Source organism: Alexandriicola marinus (genome assembly GCF_004000435.1).
GTDB lineage: Bacteria > Pseudomonadota > Alphaproteobacteria > Rhodobacterales > Rhodobacteraceae > Alexandriicola > Alexandriicola marinus.
On sequence record NZ_RBVZ01000007.1, the window covers coordinates 64,686 to 81,448 of the forward strand.

The following is a 16,763-nucleotide window of genomic DNA, read 5'->3' on the forward strand; positions in this document are numbered from 1 at the left end:
CCGGTTCCAGGAGAGAGCGAAACATGAAGACCCCCGTATTCGACGCGCATGCCACCGGCGGCAAGAACCTGGGCGATCTGCCCGAATGGGACCTGACCGATCTGTATCCCGATCCCGACGCAGCCGAATTCAAGCGCGACCTTGACTGGCTGGAGACCGCCTGCGCCGATTTCGCCCATGATTACGAGGGCAAGCTTGCCGATCTGGATGCAGCCGGGATGCTCGATGCCGTTCTGCGCTATGAAAAGATCGACATCATCGCGGGGCGCATCATGTCGTTCGCGGGCCTGCGCTATTACCAGCAGACCACCGATGCCGACCGGGCCAAGTTCATGGCCGATTGCCAGGACCGGATCACCGCCTACACCACACCGCTCGTGTTCTGGAGCCTCGAGTTCAACCGGCTCGACGACGATCACCTGGCCTCGCTTCTGGCGGCCAATGCCGATCTGGCCCGCTACAAGCCCGTGTTCGACCGGCTGCGCGCGATGAAGCCTTACCAGCTGTCGGATGAGCTGGAGAAATTCCTGCACGATCAGTCAACCGTCGGCGCGGCCGCCTGGAACCGGCTGTTCGACGAAACGATCGCGGGGCTGACCTTCAACGTCGACGGCGAAGAGCTGAACATCGAAGGCACGCTCGATCTGCTGACCGATCATGACCGCGACCGGCGCGAGGCCGGCGCCCGCGCCTTGGCCGACGTGTTTTCCGAGAACATCCGCATCTTCTCGCGGGTGCACAACACGCTCGCCAAGGAAAAGGAAATCGAGGATCGCTGGCGCGGCATGCCCACGCCGCAGACCGGCCGGCATCTGGCGAACCACGTTGAACCCGAGGTCGTCGAGGCGCTGCGGAACGCGGTGGTGAAGGCCTATCCCCGCCTGTCGCACCGCTATTACCAGCTCAAGGCGAAATGGCTGGGGCTTGACCGGATGCAGGTCTGGGATCGCAATGCCCCCCTGCCCATCGAGGACAACCGCACCGTCGGCTGGGACGAGGCCCGGCAGACCGTGCTGGACGCCTATTCCGCCTTCGATCCGCGCATGGCCGATCTGGCGCAGCCGTTCTTTACCAAGGGCTGGATCGATGCGGCGGTGAAACCGGGCAAGGCGCCGGGCGCCTTCGCGCACCCGACCGTGACCGAGGTGCACCCCTATGTCATGCTGAATTACCTCGGCAAACCGCGCGACGTGATGACCCTCGCCCACGAGCTGGGCCACGGCGTGCACCAGGTTCTGGCCGCCGGTCAGGGCGAACTTCTCAGCTCCACGCCCCTGACCCTCGCCGAAACGGCCTCGGTCTTCGGCGAGATGCTGACCTTCCGCCAGATGCTGGCCTCCGCCCCCGATCAGAATGCGCGCAAGGTGCTTCTGGCGGGCAAGGTCGAGGACATGATCAACACCGTCGTGCGACAGATCGCGTTCTATGATTTCGAATGCAAACTTCACGACGCACGGTCGCGCGGGGAACTTACCCCCGACGACATCAACGCGCTTTGGATGAGCGTTCAGGCCGAAAGCCTCGGGCCCGTCTTCGACTTCATGAACGGCTACGAGACCTTCTGGGCCTATATCCCGCATTTCGTCCATTCGCCCTTCTACGTCTATGCCTATGCGTTCGGCGACGGGCTCGTGAATGCGCTTTACGCCGTCTACGAAGAAAGCGGCGAAGGCTTCAAGGACAAGTATTTCGACATGCTCAAGGCCGGCGGTTCCAAACACCACAAGGAGCTGCTGGCCCCCTTCGGCCTCGACGCCTCGGACCCGGCCTTTTGGGACAAGGGCCTGTCGATGATCGAAGGCATGATCGACGAGCTGGAGTCGATGGAAGACTAGACCGAGGCGGTCGGTCAGATCGAAGCGCCGGGCTTATCCAGGGTCGGATTCCGTGTGGAATGCGCCCTGGATCGTCATCCCGTTCGAGACGCCGTCATCATCGAGATCGGCCTCGATACCCGAGGCTGAAAACGTGCCTGCGATCACGCCTCCGTCGGCCTCATAGAATTGCCCCGATGCAACGCCATCGCCGTTCAGGGTTTCGAAGCCGAGGTCACCGTCCTCGATGACAACATTCATCTCGAAACCATTGCCGACGATTTCGGCGCTTTCGAACACGATTGTCGCGGGATCGACCTGGGGGCGGCCTTCTGTGCCGAAGCTGCCGAAATTATCGATGATATCCACGTGCCCTTCGACCGAGTTCCTCCGGAAATCCGCAACAAAGACCGCATCCCCGAAGGCCCAGCGCCCGTTGCCGGTCGAATCCGTGATCGCGATGCTCGCATTGCCCAGATACTCGACCCGTCCCGCCAGCGCGGCGACCGTCTCGGCGCTCGCATTCAGGCCTGTGGCCCAGTAGCCATAATCATAGCGACCATCAAAGCCTTCGTCGGGGGTGACCGACAGATAGCCGAAGCTGGATTGCCCGGATGCGCTGGTCTTGAAAACAAGGACCTCGTAGGCTTGCCCGTCAAGTTCCCCGTAGAAACCGTCGAGCGCCTCGTCGAGGGTCAAGGTAAGCGTGGTGCCATCAATCAGGATCGTGAACTCCGTATCCGACACCTGGGTCAGCGCATACTCGGCGCTCCGCAGGTTCAGCACGCCGTTGCTCTCATCATCGAGGTCCAGACCGGCAAGCTGCATGGTATCTGTCAGGGTCACGCCGAATGTCTCCTGCCCCGGCTCCGCATAGCCGGTTGACGCTGTCGGATCGCGCCCCGGATCAAGCGGCCCTTCCGGCGCCCCGCTGCTGACACACCCGCCAAGCGCAATGCCAAGCATCGCGATGTGCGACTTGCCGAACACTGTCATCGGAACCTCCTGAACTGGCCTGACGGGAGGCTTGCACAGGCCTGCGCATCGCGCAACTGCTCTCCTCCCGGCGCTTCAGCTGCCCGCGGCAAGGCTTGGGAAACGTCGCACCAGTGGCGTCACTTGCCGGGCCCGATCCGATCACCTAGAGACGATCTGCTGTGCGAAAAGTGAACGCTTGATGAAAAGTCCGGAGCCATGTCGATCAGCTACCCAATCCCGGAAATCGAGATCGCTCCGCTGCCCAAATCCGACCGGGCGGCGGTGCTGCATATCACCTTGCCGCCAGACCAGAAGATCTTTGGCGGCGATATCGCCGTGGAATCCGCCGACGACGATCCCGAGACGGATTTCCATGTCCTGCGTCACGCGGGCCGGATTGCGGGATTCTTCAAGATCGAACGCGCCTATGGGGCGCGGTACGACTTCGCCCCCGAAGGAGCCCTTGGTCTTCGGATGCTTCAGATCGAAGCCTCGGCGCAGGGCAAGGGTCTGGGCAAGGCGCTTTTCGCCGAGTTGCCCGACTACCTCTCGGCGACCTATCCCCGGGCCGCGGAATGCTGGCTGACCGTCAATTGCCGCAACCCGCGCGCGCGCCACGTCTATCTGACAGGCGGGTGGGAAGATACGGGCGAGCTCTACCTCGATGGCGGTGCGGGGCCTCAGCATATCATGCGGCTGATCCTGCCGCGCCGGGCCTGATCGCGCCGTACAATCCCCCTCGGAAAGGCCTTGGCTCAGCCCCCTAAAACGATTACGCAAGTCGGACAAAGCTGCGGAGCCACGATATGACCTTCTCGTTCACCCGATCCGATTTTCCCGAAAACTTCCTCTTCGGCGTGGCAACGGCCGCCTACCAGATCGAAGGAAGCCAGTTCGGGGGCGCCGGGCCGTCGCATTGGGATACCTTCGCGGCAACACCGGGAAACGTGGCAAATGCCGAGACCGGCGCCGTGGCCTGCGATCATTACCACCGGTGGCCCGAAGACCTCGATCTGATCAAGGCGGGCAATTTCGACGCCTACAGGTTTTCCACCTCGTGGTCACGGGTCATGCCCGATGGCCGGACGATCAATCCCGAAGGGCTCGATTTCTATGACCGTCTGGTCGACGGCATGGCCGAACGCGGGATCACGCCATTCCTGACGCTCTATCACTGGGATCTGCCCGCACCGCTGGCCGATATCGGTGGCTGGACGAACCGCGACGTGGCGCCGATGTTCGCCGATTTCGCACAGGCCGTGATCGGCCGGATCGGCGACCGGATCGACCGGACGATGACGATCAACGAGCCGTGGTGCGTGTCGTTCCTGTCGCATTTCCTGGGCCACCACGCGCCGGGTCTGCGCGACATCCGGGCCGCGGCCCGGTCGATGCATTTCGTGCTTCTGGCCCATGCGGAGGCGCTCGAGGCGATGCGCGCCATGGGTCAGCCCAATCTGGGGATCGCGCCCAATTTCGAATTCACCCAGGCCGCCAGCGACAGCGCCGAAGACAGGGCCGCCGCGGCGCGCTGGGACGCGATCTTCAATCGCTGGTTCGTTCAGGCGCTGACCAAGGGCACCTATCCCGAAGAGGCGCTCGAAGGGCTGGGCCCGCATTTGCCCGAGGGCTGGGAAGACGACATGGCCAGGATCAGCGCGCCGATCGACTGGATGGGAGTGAATTACTACACCCGCTCGATCATGGCGGCCGATCCCGACATTGCATGGCCCGCGCTCAAGCCCGTGACAGGGCCGCTGGAGAAAACGGATATGGGTTGGGAGGTCTACCCCGACGGGTTTCGCCATGTGCTGACGCGCCTTGCCCGAGACTATACCGGCGACACGCCGCTGATCGTGACCGAAAACGGCATGGCCGGCCCCGGCGAAGATACGCCCGGCCCCGTGACCGACAGCCAGCGGATCGCCTATTACGACGCACATCTGGCCGCCCTGCGTCAGGCCATCGCCGAAGGCGCCCCGGTCGAGGGATATTGCTCGTGGTCGCTTCTGGACAATTACGAATGGGCCTTTGGCTATGGCAAACGGTTCGGCCTCGTTCAGGTCGATTACGAGACCCAGACCCGGACCCCCAAGGCCAGCTTCGACGCCTTCAAGAAGGCGCTTTCAACAAACCGCTAGGTCCCGGAATAGGCGGCCTCGAGGGTGGCGATATCGATCTTGCGCATCGACATCATCGCCTTCATCGCGCGGTCGGCCCCGGCGCGATCGGCGCCGGACATGACACGCGGCAGTGCCGTCGGGATGACCTGCCAGCTGACGCCGAACCGGTCGACGCACCAGCCGCACATGCTCTCTGCGCCGCCATCCGCGGTCAGGGCGGCCCACAGCGTGTCGGTCTCGTCCTGATCGTCGGTCGAGACCATGATCGAGGCCGCCGGCGTCGGCGCATACCTGTCCCCACCGTTGAGCGCGGTATAGGGCACGCCGGCAAGGTGGAACTGCACGATCATCGGCTCCGCCCCGTCCTCAAGCCTGCCCTCGATCGCCGAGCCGGGGATGAGCGAGGTATAGAACCGCGCAGCCTCGGCCCCGTTTCCGTTGAACCACAGGCAGGTGCGGACCGGCCCCATCAGTCGAGCTCTGTCCAGGGCCAGGGCTTCACCTCACTGGCACCGGTCTGGAACCGGGCGGCCTTGGCGATCCAGATGCCCAGCGACGTGCCGAATTCGGCAAGGTTTTCGTTGGGCTTGCGCTGATTGATGAGCATGATGATGAACTGGATGACCGTCGCAACCGTCAGAACCGTCTGGGCAAGCGAGATCATGATCGCGATCAGAATCATGTAGATCAGGCGCATCCCGATATTGTCAGGGGTCTCGGGTTCGTGCTGTTCGCCGGTCATCCGACCCATCGCCTTGTCGTCATCCTGCATTGTGCATCTCCCTCACGGGCGCCCGCCCGCATCGAACACCATGTCCATCATCGCCTGCGTGCCGCGGCTGAATTCAAGCGGGCACGGATAGGCCGCACCTTCGCGGATCGAGCGTCCGAAATTCTCGACCTGAAGGACGTATTGATTGACCCCCGGGAACCGCTCTGTCGTCACCGTCGTGCTGCCATCGTCAAGGACGAGGCGCGCGATATCGTGGACATCGGTGTTGAACGGACAGGTGATCCGCAGCAGGCCGGTATCGCCGTGAAAGCTGATCTCCTGACGGGCCGACATCCGGGTCGAGACGACCGCGGTGTAGGTGAACCCCGGAAACTGCGCCGAGACGGAGGCAAAGACATCGACGCCGTTTTCATAGTCGATCCGGGCATGATCGATCCGTTCGGGCTCCTGCCCCGTCACGAACCGGGCCGAGCCGAAGGTATAGACCCCGATATCGGGAAGCCCGCCGCCGCCCGCATCCTTCTGGTTGCGGATATTACCCAAGTCGTCGTTGAAATAGGTAAAGACCGTATCGACATGGCGCAGCGTTCCGATGCCGCCCGATTGCACGATTTCCCGCGCCCGGATGAATTGCGGGTGATGCACGATCATATAGGCCTCGGCCGCCAGCAGACCGGTCCTGTCGCGCGCGGCGATGACCCGGTCGAATTCCGGCGCGGCCAGCGTCAGCGGCTTTTCGCACAGGACATGCTTTCCGGCCTCGAGCGCGCGGATCGTCCAATCTACATGCAGGTGGTTCGGCAGCGGGATATAGACCGCGTCGATCGCGGGATCGGCCAGAAGCGCGTCATAGCTGTCATGCACCCGGATGCTGGGCGCGAAAGCGCGAAAGCCCTCGGCCTTGTCGGCGCTGGACGTGGCAAGGGCCGCCAGTTCGGCACCCTTGGCCATGTGAATGGCGGGGCCCATCTGGGTCTTGGCGAAATTCGCCGCTCCGAGAATTCCCCAACGCACGGTCTCTGACATGACGCCTCCTTCTGCTGGCCACCTCAGGTTAGCGACTTGGCCCCGGCTTGAAAACGTCAATCCCGACGGGGGCGACCATGAAAAAGGGCGCCCCGCCTGGGGACGCCCTTGTCGTGGATCAGGCTGCGCGGTCGGCTCAGGCCGAGGCCAGCATTCCGCGTTCCTTGGCCAGTTCCTGCATCCGCTCCTGCAGTTTCTCGAAGGCGCGGACCTCGATCTGGCGGATACGTTCGCGGCTGACGTCGTATTGGCCGGACAGTTCCTCCAGCGTGACGGGTTTGTCGGACAGGCGCCGCTGGGTCAGGATGTCCTGCTCGCGGTCGTTGAGAACCGACATCGCCTCGACCAGAAGTTCGCGCCGCGCCTCAAGCTCATCGCGCTCGGCATAATCGGTGGCCTGATCGGCATCTTCGTCTTCGAGCCAATCCTGCCATTGGGTGGCGCTTTCGCCATCGCTTCCGACCATCGCGTTGAGAGAGGCATCTCCCCCCGACATGCGCCGGTTCATCGAGATGACCTCGTCCTCGGTCACGCCCAGATCGGTTGCGATCTGCTTGACGTTCTCGGGGCGCAGATCGCCGTCTTCAAGCGCGCCGATCCGGGCCTTCGCCTTGCGCAGGTTGAAGAACAGCTTTTTCTGGGCGCTGGTCGTGCCGAGTTTCACGAGGCTCCATGACCGCAGGATATATTCCTGGATCGAGGCGCGGATCCACCACATCGCGTAGGTCGCAAGGCGGAACCCCTTCTCTGGATCGAAACGCTTGACCGCCTGCATCAGACCGACATTCGCCTCCGAGACGACCTCGGCCTGCGGCAGGCCATAGCCGCGATAGCCCATCGCGATCTTGGCGGCGAGTCGCAGGTGGCTTGTCACCATCCGGTGTGCCGCTTCGGTGTCCTCGTGGTCGACCCAGCGCTTGGCCAGCATGTATTCCTCTTCCGGCTCCAGAAGGGGAAACTTCCGGATTTCCTGAAGGTAACGGTTCAGTCCCTGTTCCGGCGACGGGGCCGGTAGGTTTGCATAATTAGACATCTGTCCCCTCCCACTATGTATAAGGGCTTAACATGCATATGTGATCGCTAACGGGCCGCTTCAAGGGCCTCTATGCGAAAAAGCTTGATCATATTTTAAGGCACAAATTGGCCGTTTGAACCGATGTTACGGTGCGCTCACGCACATGGGTATGATCGTTTCAACCCTACCCGCCAAGGATGGACAGAAGCCCCGCCATGTCATCGGGCAAAGGCGCCTCGAAAAGCAGGTCTTCCCCGCTTACCGGGTGGACGAAACCGAGGCTTGCCGCATGAAGCGCCTGCCGCCCGAAGCCCGTCACGGCGGCCACCGCCTCGGCGCCCACCGCTTTTTCCGACATCTTGCGCCGCCCGCCATAGACCGGATCCCCGATCAGCCCGTGGCCCACATGGGCCATGTGCACCCGGATCTGGTGGGTGCGCCCGGTCTCGAGCCGGCATTCGACAAGGGCGGCAACCGGCGGATTGCCCAACCGGTCGATCACGCGGACGCGGGTCACAGCGTGGCGGCCGCCCTCGAAGGTCACCGCCTGCCGCTGCCGGTCAGTTCGATGGCGGGCCAGACCCGTCTGGATCTTCAGCACGCCTCCCGCCTCGAAACTGGTGCCGCGCACACCGCGCAGGCGCGGATCGTTCGCCTCGGGCACCCCGTGGCAAATGGCAAGGTAGCGCCGCTCTGCCGTATGCGCCTCGAATTGCGCGGCAAGCCCGTGATGCGCGCGGTCCGACTTCGCGACCACGAGAAGCCCGGAGGTATCCTTGTCGATCCGGTGCACGATGCCCGGCCGTTTCGACCCGCCCACGCCCGACAGGCTGTCTCCGCAATGGTGGATCAGCGCGTTGACAAGAGTGCCCGACGGCGTTCCGGGTGCCGGATGCACGACCATGCCCGCAGGCTTGTTCACGACGACCAGATCGGCATCCTCCCACACGACATCGAGGGGGATCGCCTCGGCCTCCATGTGGCTGTCCTGCGCGACCTCGACCGTGATCTCGACCTGTGCTCCCTCGGCGATGCGGGCCTTGGCATCCTGCACAACATCTCCGTCGACACGCACGGCCCCCGCGTCGATCAGCCGGGCGATGCGCGACCGAGACAGCGCGGCCTCCTCTGGCACATCGCGGGCAAGCGCCTTATCAAGACGCGGCGGCGGGTCGCCGGCGATGATGAAACTGACGAGGGATGCGCTCATGTCACTGGGCCCTGATCCGGATGGTGAGGATCCCGGCCTTCCGCCGGAACTGAGATACCTCAAGAGGCTCGTCTCCGGGCTGACCTGGATCATGATCCTCGGCTTCGTAGTCCTGATCGCGGCGCTTGTCATCCGCCTGAATGCCGATCCGGTGCCCCTGCCCGACCGAATCACCTTGCCGGACGGGGTCTCGGCCCACGCCTTTACCCAGGGTGAGGACTGGTTCGCCGTCGTCACATCGCAAGACGAGATCCTGATCTATGACCGGGCAAGCGGCGCGCTCCGCCAGACGATCAAGGTGGATCTGACCGCCCCGCAAGACTAGCACACGTCAACGCCCGACCTTATCCGAAGTCGTATAAGGCTCCGGCCGTGCCACCGAAGACCTGCGGTTTCATCTCCTCCGGCACGATCTCCTCATGTGCGGCCAGCAGGGTGGCATAATCCGAATAAAGGCTGTCGACCGGGAAGTTCGATCCGAACATGCAGCGATCGGGCCCGAAAAGATCAAGGCAGGTCTCGACAATCGGACGGATCGTTTCGGTCGTCCAGTCATGGTCGAACATGCCAAGCCCCGAAAGCTTGCACGTCACCTGCGGCAGATCGGCAAGCCGCCTCAGATCGCGCGCCCAGGCGGCGATGCCTGCGGCTGTCCGGTCATGGGGCGATCCCGCGTGGCAAAGCGCGACCTTGGTGTCGGGTGCGGCCTCAAGAACGCGGGCCATGTCGGCATAGAGTTCGGGGATCAGTTGCAGATCGAAACTGAGCCCCCGAACACCCGCCTCCCTCAGCCCCGCGACAAATCGCGGATCGGCCAGAAGCGCGTTTGTCCCCGTCACCGCGTCTTCCCCCGGAGCGCGGCCCACGATCTGGCGCACGCCCCGCAGGCTGGGCAGGGCCTGAAGCGCATCGAGCCGGGTCCCAAGATCATCGCCGGTCAGGTCACAGAAGGCGACCTGAACCATGGGCCAGTCCGGATTGGCATCTGCGACAGACTGGATCCAGCGGGCCTCTGCCAGACCATCCTCGGCGCCCACCTGGATATGAACGGAGCCGTCGAACCCCGCCGCATCGCGCCGGAATTCAGGTAAAAGGTAGTCGCGCTGAATCGGGGTCGGATCGCCGAAGAACCGCGTCACCCCGCGCGCCATCAGCCACGGATAATGCACCGCCGAGAGGTCCCACAGGTGGTGATGTGCGTCGATCCTCATGACATGGTCTCCGTCGCGGGGGCAAGAATGTCGACGTCCTGCATGTTCCGGAAACGCAGGATGTCGACGCAAAGCCAGATTGCGGCCAGCTTTTCACCCTCGCAGCGTTTCATGTCAACGATCCGCATCCGGGCAGCAGGTGGCCCGGGACAAAGGTGATCCGCCTCATCGCGAGACAGATCAACGCCGCCAGAGCGATGGCAGATCCAACCGTCCCGAGATCGAGCATATTGTCGCCCTTGCGGTCGTTTACATGGACCATCGGATGATGGCACGGATCGCCGGAGACCGGTCAGGCTCACATAATCAGATTTGCAAACGCATTCATTTCAACTCTCGATCCCTTCTTCGATGCAGGAAGAGCCTGTCATCCAAACACCACCCCATGAACAAAGATCGCCAAAGAAAATTTATGTTTCTTGGCAATGGGGCCGATACTTGCCAAACAACTAGGACTGCATATAGAGTTGCATGCGAATGCAATATGAGATGTGTGGTGGGCCGGGATGCGTTCAACAGCTTCTCAACACGAGGGGGCAGTCTTGCCTGGGTCATGGCCTTCAACATCACAATTTTCGGCAAGGAATTCCGTGCAGCACTCGGGCAGGAGGTCGCGGCCTGCGACCTGCCGGGCATCTGCGGCCTCTTTAATGTTCAGACCGGCGAAAAGTCCGGCCGACCTGTGCCCTGCATGACCACATATGATTTTACCGGGATCGGCGCCGGATCGGCAGAATGCGCAATCCGCTCGCCCGAGATCCTGCTGCGCTCTGGCATCGGCCTGTCCGTGGCGGCATTTGCCGATCCGACCTGCAACACCGGGCCCCGGATGGCCGACGGCAATCGGGCGGCATGGGTCGCAGATGTGGAGGGCACCCATGCCGGACCCGTCATGGAAAACGCCCCCAGCGGCAAACAGATCGTCTTTCCGTCTCGCGAATTCTGTAGCATCGATAACGGAAGGATTGCCGAGGGCCGCGTGAACGTGGATATCCCTTCTGTGCTCCATCAACCCGGCCGTGATGACTATGCGGGCCGGGGATGGGAACGGATGGGCAAGGAATAGGAGGAGACCACCATGGCGATCGAGCATCTCAAGCGGAGCAAACCCGAGGCGGAAAAGGCCGAGGATGATGCCAAGGTCCGCGCCGTCGTTGAAACGACGCTTTCAGATATCGAACAGCGGGGGGACGAAGCGGTCCGTGATTTGTCGAAGAAATTCGACAATTACGACCCGAAGGCGTTTCTGCTGAGCGACAGCGAGATCGAGGCCGCAATGCAGAAGGTCTCAACCCGCGACATGGACGACATCAAGTTCGCCCAGACCCAGATCCGCCGTTTCGCCGAGGCGCAACGCGCCTCGATGACCGACATCGAGGTCGAGACGCTGCCGGGCGTGATCCTCGGCCATCGCAACATCCCGGTGCAGTCGGTGGGCTGCTACGTTCCGGGTGGCAAATTCCCGATGGTGGCCTCCGCGCATATGTCGGTTCTGACGGCGTCGGTCGCGGGCGTGCCTCGTATCGTGGCCTCGGCCCCGCCGGTCGACGGCGCGCCCCACCCTGCCATCGTCGCCGCGATGAAGATGGGCGGCGCGCATGAAATCCTGTGCCTCGGCGGCATCCAGGCCGTAGGCGCCATGGCAATCGGCACCGAAAGCCTTGATCCTGTCCACATGCTTGTCGGGCCGGGCAACGCATTTGTCGCCGAGGCGAAACGCCAGCTGTTCGGCCGCGTGGGCATCGACCTTTTCGCTGGCCCGACCGAGACGATGGTGATCGCCGATGACACCGTCGACGCGGAGCTCTGCGCCACCGATCTTCTGGGTCAGGCGGAGCATGGCTACAACAGCCCCGCCTGCCTGATCACCAACAGCCGCAAGCTGGCCACCGACACGATGGCCGAAATCGACCGGTTGCTCACGATCCTGCCCACGGCAGAGACCGCGTCCACCTCGTGGCGCGACTACGGCGATGTCATCGTCTGCGACACCTATGACGAGATGCTGAGCGTCGCCGACGAGATGGCCTATGAACATGTGCAAGTCATGACCGATCGCGACGACTGGTTCCTTGAAAACATGACCTGCTATGGCGCGCTGTTCCTCGGGCCGCGCACCAACGTGGCCAACGGCGACAAGGTGATCGGCACGAACCACACGCTGCCGACCAAGAAGGCGGGCCGCTATACCGGTGGGCTCTGGGTCGGCAAGTTCCTGAAAACCCACAGCTACCAGCGCATCGTGACGGACGAGGCCGCCGCCATGGTGGGCGAATACGGATCGCGGCTCTGCATGCTCGAAGGTTTCGTCGGCCATGCCGAGCAATGCAACATCCGCGTGCGCCGTTATGGCGGCCGCAACGTGCCCTATGGGGCCGCCGCCGAATGATCGACCGCCACGAGGCACACAAGGCGCTCCTGTCCCCGCTGTTCGCGGCGCAATACGATTGGGACAGGGACGCCATTCGTGCAGCCCTCGACCGGCTGGCCGCGACTGACGCGGTGTTCCACCTCGCCCACCCGTTCGGCGACATGGCCGGGCCCGCGGCGTTTCACGATCAGGCCCTCGCGCCCCTGCAGGCGGCCTGGCCCGACGTGGAGCGGCGCGACTGGATCGTGATGGCGGGCGAGGATGAACACGGGGCCGACTGGGTCGGCTGCGCCGGGCACTTCATGGGCACCTTCGCAAGCCCCTTCCTCGACATCCCGCCCACGGGCCACCTTGCCCACATGCGGTTTCACGAATTCTACCGCATCGCGGATGGCAAGATCGTCGAATATCAGGCGCTTTGGGATATCTCCGAGGTAATGATGCAGGCGCATGCCTGGCCCATGGCGCCGTCACTGGGGCGGGAATTCTGCGTCCCCGGCCCGGCCTCCGGCGACGGCCTGCGCCGCGCGCCAAGAGACCCCGATCAAAGCCGGACAAGCCGGCAGCTGATCATCGAGATGCTCGACCACATGACGCGTCACCCCGCGCAGGGCGGCCCCGAGGTGATGGAGATGCCGCGTTTCTGGTCGGAGCGGATGAACTGGTATGGGCCCGCGGGCATCGGCACCGGGCGCGGGATCGAAGGCTTCCGCCACTGGCACCAGGTGCCGTTCCTGCGCGCGATGCCCGATCGCGGCCAGGATACGGACGCGATCACCTGTCATTTCTTCGGCGACAACAACTACGCCGCCGTCACCGGCTGGCCCAATATGGTCCAGACCATCACCCACGACGGCTGGCTGGGCATCGCGCCTGCAGGCAGGAAGGTCACGATCAAGAGCCTCGATTTCTGGCGGATCGAAAACGGCCTGATCCGGGAAAACTGGGTGATGGTCGATATACTCGACGTGCTATCGCAGCTTGGCGTCGATGTCTTCGCCCGGCTGCGCGAATTCAACAAGGCCCGGGTTCCGGGCTCCGTTCCCTATCCGATCGGAGGCAAAGGATCATGACACTTCCCCGCACCCCATCCTTCCGGCTTGACGGACGCCGCGCACTTGTCGCGGGCGCATCGTCCGGTATCGGCGAGGCCTGCGCCGTGGCCCTCGCCGAAGCCGGGGCGGATGTGACCCTTGTCGCACGCTCGGCCGACAAGCTCGATGCCCTTGCGGGCGAAATGCAGGCCGCGGGCATGAGGGCCACCGCCCTGCCCCTCGACATCACCGACATCGAGGCGGCAGAGGCGGCGGTGGCCGAGCACGGGCCCTTCGACATTCTCGTCAATTCGGCAGGGCTCGCGCGGCACACCCCATCGATCGAGACGACGCCGGACGATTACGATGCCGCCACAAACCTCAACGTGCGCGCGGCCTATTTCCTGACGCGGGCGGTGGCGAAAGGCCTGATCGAGGCCGGCAAACCGGGCAGCCTGATGAATATCTCATCCCAGATGGGCCATGTGGGCGGGCCGGACCGGGCCGTCTATTGCGCGACGAAACATGCGATCGAAGGCATGACCAAGGCGATGGCTCTGGAATGGGGGCCGCACCAGGTCCGGGTCAACACGATCTGCCCGACCTTCATCCGCACGCCCTTGGGCGAACAGACGCTGAGCATACCCGAACGCAAGGCGTGGATCCTGTCCAAGATCAAGCTGGGCCGGGTGGGCGAGGTCGAAGACATCATGGGCGCGGTGACATTCCTTGCCTCGGACGCGGCAGGCCTGATCACCGGCACATCCCTCCTGATCGACGGAGGCTGGACGGCCGAATAATGGGCGAGAAGATCACCTCTCTCGACGTGGCGCGCCTTGCAGGCGTGAGCCAGTCCGCGGTCAGCCGGGTCTTTACGCCCGGGGCCTCGGCGTCGAAGAAGACGATCGAAAAGGTGCGCCGGGCCGCCGCCGAACTGGGCTACCGGCCCAATGTTCTGGCACGCGCCATGGTGTCGGGAAAGAGCCGGATGATCGGGCTCGTGGTCGCCTATCTCGAGAACTACTTCTACCCCGAGGTGGTCGAGAAACTGTCGAAGGCGCTTCAGGAACAGGGCTATCACGTCCTGATCTTCATGGCTTCGCAGACCGCCGAAAACATCGACGACGTGGTCGAGGAAATTCTCGACTACCAGGTCGACGGGATCGTCGCGGCCTCTGTCGCCATGGGCTCGGAACTCAGCGCCCGATGCCGTGCGGCCGGTGTGCCGGTCGTCCTGTTGAACCGGACACAGGACGATGAGCGTCTGTCGGCCGTAACATCGGACAACGTGGCGGGCGGGCGCAAGGTCGCCGAATACCTCGTGGCCGGCGGGCATGAACGGATCGGCTACATCGCCGGGTGGGAGGGCGCCTCGACGCAGCGAGACCGCGAATTCGGGCTTCGGGTCGGGCTCGAGATGGCGGGAAAGTCGCTTTATGCCCGCGAGGTCGGCGATTTCCGCGAAGCCCGGGCGCAGGAGGCTGCACGGCGCATGTTCGCGGGGCGCGACAGGCCGGATGCGGTCTTTGCCGCCAATGATCACATGGCTTTCGTCGTCATGGATGTCTTGCGGTATGAACTGGGATTGTCCGTCCCCGGCGACGTGTCCGTCATCGGCTATGACGACGTGCCGATCGCCGCATGGCCCGCCTATGACCTGACGACCGTCAGGCAAAGTGCCACCCGCATGGTCGCGGAAACCGTCTCGATCCTGATGGATCTTATCGAAAACCCCTCGGCCGATCCCCGCCGGATCGCCATCGACGCCCCGTTCAAGGAACGCGGATCGGCCAGAAAACCCGGAAGGCAGGGACAGTGAAGAACTTCTCGAACAAGTGGAAAGACTTTCCCGACTACATCCTCGGCGTGACCCGGGAGATCTGGGAAGATCGCGGCGTGGCCACGCTCAACCACTATTACTCCGACGATATTCCCGTCCGCTCACCGATGGGCCTTCAGCGCGGTAACAAGGCCGTCATCGCCGCGACCATGGCCACGATCAACGAATTCCCCGACCGGCAGCTTTATGGTGAGGATGTGATCTGGTCGAACGATCCGGATTACGGGCTTTTGTCCTCGCACCGCCTGATCACGACGGCGACCCATACCCGCGACGGCCAGTTCGGCCCGGCGACCGGCAAACGCTGGACGGTGCGCGTCATCGCCGATTGCGCGGCGAAGGATGACACGATCTACGACGAATGGCTGATCCGCGACTATGGCGGGATCGTCCGGCAGATGGGCCATGACCCCCGCGAATTCACCGCCGCCCTGATCGAGCGCGAGGGCGGGCCCGAAAAGGCCACCCCCGTCTTCCTGCCCGAAAACGACGTCGATGGCGGCTATCGCAGCCGGGGCAACGACAACGAATGGGGCGCAAGGTATTCGGCCCTGCTGAACGCCATCATGGAGACCGATTTCAACGCGGTCTTCCGTGAGTATGACCGCGCGGTCATCGGAGAATATGCCGGAGGGCGCCAGACACTTGGCCGGGATGAGGCACTTGAATTCTGGGTCGGCCTGCGATCCTCCTTCCCCTCCGCCCGGTTCGAGATCCACCACCAGATCGGGATGGATGCCGGCATGCTGTCGCCGCGCGCCTCGGTGCGCTGGTCGCTGGACGGCACGCATGACGGTTGGGGCAGTTTCGGGAGGCCGACCGGCAAGCGGGTTCACGTGATGGGCCTGTGCCACGCCGAATTCGGACCCTGGGGCCTGCGGCGGGAATTCGCGCTCTATGACGAAATCGCGATCTGGAAACAGATACTCGGTTAGACCCAAAATTCCAGAATTTTGGGCCGGGCCACCAAATTTCGAGAAATTTGGTGGCCCTCGAAAGACCACCTTCATCGGCGCCCGGGGGCCGAGAGCTCTGATCAGAACGACAATCTCCCGAACACCGACGGGGATATCTGTGAACGCCCCGATCGGCAGGCCGACATCACCCCGCCCCAAGAGGCGATCGTGGTCTCGGAGTTTACCCCGCGTCTCGACTGCTGCAACCTCGCGCCATCACGGCACATGCTCCTTTCCGATCTGACAAACACGGAATTCATGCAGGCACCCCAACGCCTCGTCGCGGCCCTCAACCCGCAGCTCGTGATCCACGGACCTTTGTCCCGCATGCCACAGCTCAGGATCAGGGAACATCGCGCCAGTATATGACGAACCAACCCGGGCCCGCGCCCTGCGGACCGCGCACGCGGCCCCGGGGCGATCACGATCGGACGTCGACTTGCCAGAAAACA

General features: G+C 63.5%; 17 protein-coding genes. 10 read left to right on the forward strand and 7 right to left on the reverse strand.

Annotated features, from left to right (window positions below):
* Positions 1-23: 23 nt before the first annotated feature.
* On the forward strand, positions 24-1,835 hold the full coding sequence (locus EP376_RS17380; RefSeq protein ID WP_127656898.1) for a M3 family oligoendopeptidase: 1,812 nt from the start codon (positions 24-26) through the stop codon (positions 1,833-1,835).
* A 33-nt stretch (positions 1,836-1,868) separates the two neighbouring features.
* Here the strand turns inward: EP376_RS17380 and EP376_RS17385 are convergent, their stop codons facing one another.
* Complete coding sequence (locus tag EP376_RS17385; RefSeq protein WP_127656899.1) at positions 1,869-2,810, reverse strand: hypothetical protein; 942 nt, start codon at positions 2,808-2,810, stop codon at positions 1,869-1,871.
* A 198-nt stretch (positions 2,811-3,008) separates the two neighbouring features.
* Here EP376_RS17385 and EP376_RS17390 point away from each other — a divergent pair, with 198 nt between their 5' ends.
* Complete coding sequence (locus tag EP376_RS17390) at positions 3,009-3,512, forward strand: GNAT family N-acetyltransferase (RefSeq protein WP_127656900.1); 504 nt, start codon at positions 3,009-3,011, stop codon at positions 3,510-3,512.
* Positions 3,513-3,598: 86 nt separating this feature from the next.
* Entirely contained in the window at positions 3,599-4,933 is a 1,335-nt protein-coding gene (locus tag EP376_RS17395) for a GH1 family beta-glucosidase (RefSeq protein ID WP_127656901.1), read from the forward strand.
* On the opposite strand, the gene EP376_RS17400 is transcribed toward EP376_RS17395, so the two are convergent.
* The 5 genes from EP376_RS17400 to EP376_RS17420 form a co-directional block, all read right to left on the reverse strand.
* Positions 4,930-5,385, reverse strand: coding sequence for a VOC family protein (locus EP376_RS17400; protein WP_127656902.1), 456 nt, complete (start codon positions 5,383-5,385; stop codon positions 4,930-4,932). The genes EP376_RS17395 and EP376_RS17400 overlap by 4 nt on opposite strands.
* Positions 5,385-5,687: a DUF4389 domain-containing protein gene (locus EP376_RS17405; protein ID WP_127656903.1), complete on the reverse strand. Its 303-nt coding sequence runs from the start codon at positions 5,685-5,687 to the stop codon at positions 5,385-5,387. The genes EP376_RS17400 and EP376_RS17405 overlap by 1 nt, the downstream gene beginning before the upstream one ends.
* 12 nt (positions 5,688-5,699) lie before the next feature.
* On the reverse strand, positions 5,700-6,674 hold the full coding sequence (locus tag EP376_RS17410; RefSeq protein WP_127656904.1) for a Gfo/Idh/MocA family protein: 975 nt from the start codon (positions 6,672-6,674) through the stop codon (positions 5,700-5,702).
* 136 nt (positions 6,675-6,810) lie between these two features.
* Positions 6,811-7,707 carry an RNA polymerase sigma factor RpoH gene (gene rpoH, locus EP376_RS17415; RefSeq protein ID WP_127656905.1) on the reverse strand — a complete coding sequence of 299 codons (897 nt, stop codon included), beginning with the start codon at positions 7,705-7,707 and terminating at the stop codon, positions 6,811-6,813.
* Between the two features lie 166 nt (positions 7,708-7,873).
* Positions 7,874-8,899 carry an RluA family pseudouridine synthase gene (locus EP376_RS17420; RefSeq protein WP_127656906.1) on the reverse strand — a complete coding sequence of 342 codons (1,026 nt, stop codon included), beginning with the start codon at positions 8,897-8,899 and terminating at the stop codon, positions 7,874-7,876.
* Between EP376_RS17420 and EP376_RS17425 the strand changes: the two genes are divergently transcribed.
* A complete protein-coding gene (locus tag EP376_RS17425) occupies positions 8,898-9,224 on the forward strand; it encodes a DUF6476 family protein (RefSeq protein ID WP_127656907.1) in 327 nt (108 codons plus the stop codon). The two genes, EP376_RS17420 and EP376_RS17425, sit on opposite strands and share 2 nt — an antisense overlap.
* 19 nt (positions 9,225-9,243) lie before the next feature.
* Here EP376_RS17425 and EP376_RS17430 read toward each other — a convergent pair whose 3' ends face one another.
* Positions 9,244-10,110, reverse strand: coding sequence for an amidohydrolase family protein (locus EP376_RS17430; RefSeq protein ID WP_127656908.1), 867 nt, complete (start codon positions 10,108-10,110; stop codon positions 9,244-9,246).
* 385 nt (positions 10,111-10,495) lie between these two features.
* Here EP376_RS17430 and EP376_RS23040 point away from each other — a divergent pair, with 385 nt between their 5' ends.
* The 6 genes from EP376_RS23040 to EP376_RS17460 are packed head-to-tail and all read left to right on the forward strand — an operon-like array spanning position 10,496 to position 16,290.
* Positions 10,496-11,176 (forward strand): ester cyclase, encoded by a 681-nt coding sequence (locus tag EP376_RS23040; RefSeq protein ID WP_164744967.1) that lies wholly within the window; start codon positions 10,496-10,498, stop codon positions 11,174-11,176.
* A 12-nt stretch (positions 11,177-11,188) separates the two neighbouring features.
* Positions 11,189-12,499, forward strand: a complete 1,311-nt coding sequence (hisD, locus tag EP376_RS17440) for a histidinol dehydrogenase (RefSeq protein ID WP_127656910.1) — start codon at positions 11,189-11,191, stop codon at positions 12,497-12,499.
* Positions 12,496-13,554: an ester cyclase gene (locus EP376_RS17445; RefSeq protein WP_127656911.1), complete on the forward strand. Its 1,059-nt coding sequence runs from the start codon at positions 12,496-12,498 to the stop codon at positions 13,552-13,554. Before hisD ends, EP376_RS17445 begins: the two co-directional genes overlap by 4 nt.
* On the forward strand, positions 13,551-14,315 hold the full coding sequence (locus tag EP376_RS17450) for an SDR family NAD(P)-dependent oxidoreductase (RefSeq protein ID WP_127656912.1): 765 nt from the start codon (positions 13,551-13,553) through the stop codon (positions 14,313-14,315). The genes EP376_RS17445 and EP376_RS17450 overlap by 4 nt, the downstream gene beginning before the upstream one ends.
* A complete protein-coding gene (locus tag EP376_RS17455; protein ID WP_238928785.1) occupies positions 14,315-15,334 on the forward strand; it encodes a LacI family DNA-binding transcriptional regulator in 1,020 nt (339 codons plus the stop codon). The genes EP376_RS17450 and EP376_RS17455 overlap by 1 nt, the downstream gene beginning before the upstream one ends.
* Entirely contained in the window at positions 15,331-16,290 is a 960-nt protein-coding gene (locus tag EP376_RS17460) for a nuclear transport factor 2 family protein (RefSeq protein WP_127656913.1), read from the forward strand. The genes EP376_RS17455 and EP376_RS17460 overlap by 4 nt, the downstream gene beginning before the upstream one ends.
* The last annotated feature ends 473 nt before the right edge of the window (positions 16,291-16,763 follow it).

Bases quoted from the DNA above. Each gene is read 5' to 3' on its own strand.
- EP376_RS17420 (WP_127656906.1), bottom strand. From the start codon at position 8,899: ATGAGCGCATCCCTCGTCAGTTTCATCATCGCCGGCGACCCGCCGCCG.
- EP376_RS17410 (WP_127656904.1), bottom strand. From the start codon at position 6,674: ATGTCAGAGACCGTGCGTTGGGGAATTCTCGGAGCGGCGAATTTCGCC.
- EP376_RS17380 (WP_127656898.1), top strand. From the start codon at position 24: ATGAAGACCCCCGTATTCGACGCGCATGCCACCGGCGGCAAGAACCTG.
- EP376_RS17385 (WP_127656899.1), bottom strand. From the start codon at position 2,810: ATGACAGTGTTCGGCAAGTCGCACATCGCGATGCTTGGCATTGCGCTT.
- EP376_RS17445 (WP_127656911.1), top strand. From the start codon at position 12,496: ATGATCGACCGCCACGAGGCACACAAGGCGCTCCTGTCCCCGCTGTTC.
- EP376_RS17450 (WP_127656912.1), top strand. From the start codon at position 13,551: ATGACACTTCCCCGCACCCCATCCTTCCGGCTTGACGGACGCCGCGCA.
- EP376_RS17405 (WP_127656903.1), bottom strand. From the start codon at position 5,687: ATGCAGGATGACGACAAGGCGATGGGTCGGATGACCGGCGAACAGCAC.
- rpoH (WP_127656905.1), bottom strand. From the start codon at position 7,707: ATGTCTAATTATGCAAACCTACCGGCCCCGTCGCCGGAACAGGGACTG.
- EP376_RS17390 (WP_127656900.1), top strand. From the start codon at position 3,009: ATGTCGATCAGCTACCCAATCCCGGAAATCGAGATCGCTCCGCTGCCC.
- EP376_RS17400 (WP_127656902.1), bottom strand. From the start codon at position 5,385: ATGGGGCCGGTCCGCACCTGCCTGTGGTTCAACGGAAACGGGGCCGAG.
- EP376_RS17455 (WP_238928785.1), top strand. From the start codon at position 14,315: ATGGGCGAGAAGATCACCTCTCTCGACGTGGCGCGCCTTGCAGGCGTG.
- EP376_RS23040 (WP_164744967.1), top strand. From the start codon at position 10,496: ATGAACAAAGATCGCCAAAGAAAATTTATGTTTCTTGGCAATGGGGCC.
- EP376_RS17425 (WP_127656907.1), top strand. From the start codon at position 8,898: ATGTCACTGGGCCCTGATCCGGATGGTGAGGATCCCGGCCTTCCGCCG.
- EP376_RS17395 (WP_127656901.1), top strand. From the start codon at position 3,599: ATGACCTTCTCGTTCACCCGATCCGATTTTCCCGAAAACTTCCTCTTC.
- EP376_RS17430 (WP_127656908.1), bottom strand. From the start codon at position 10,110: ATGAGGATCGACGCACATCACCACCTGTGGGACCTCTCGGCGGTGCAT.
- hisD (WP_127656910.1), top strand. From the start codon at position 11,189: ATGGCGATCGAGCATCTCAAGCGGAGCAAACCCGAGGCGGAAAAGGCC.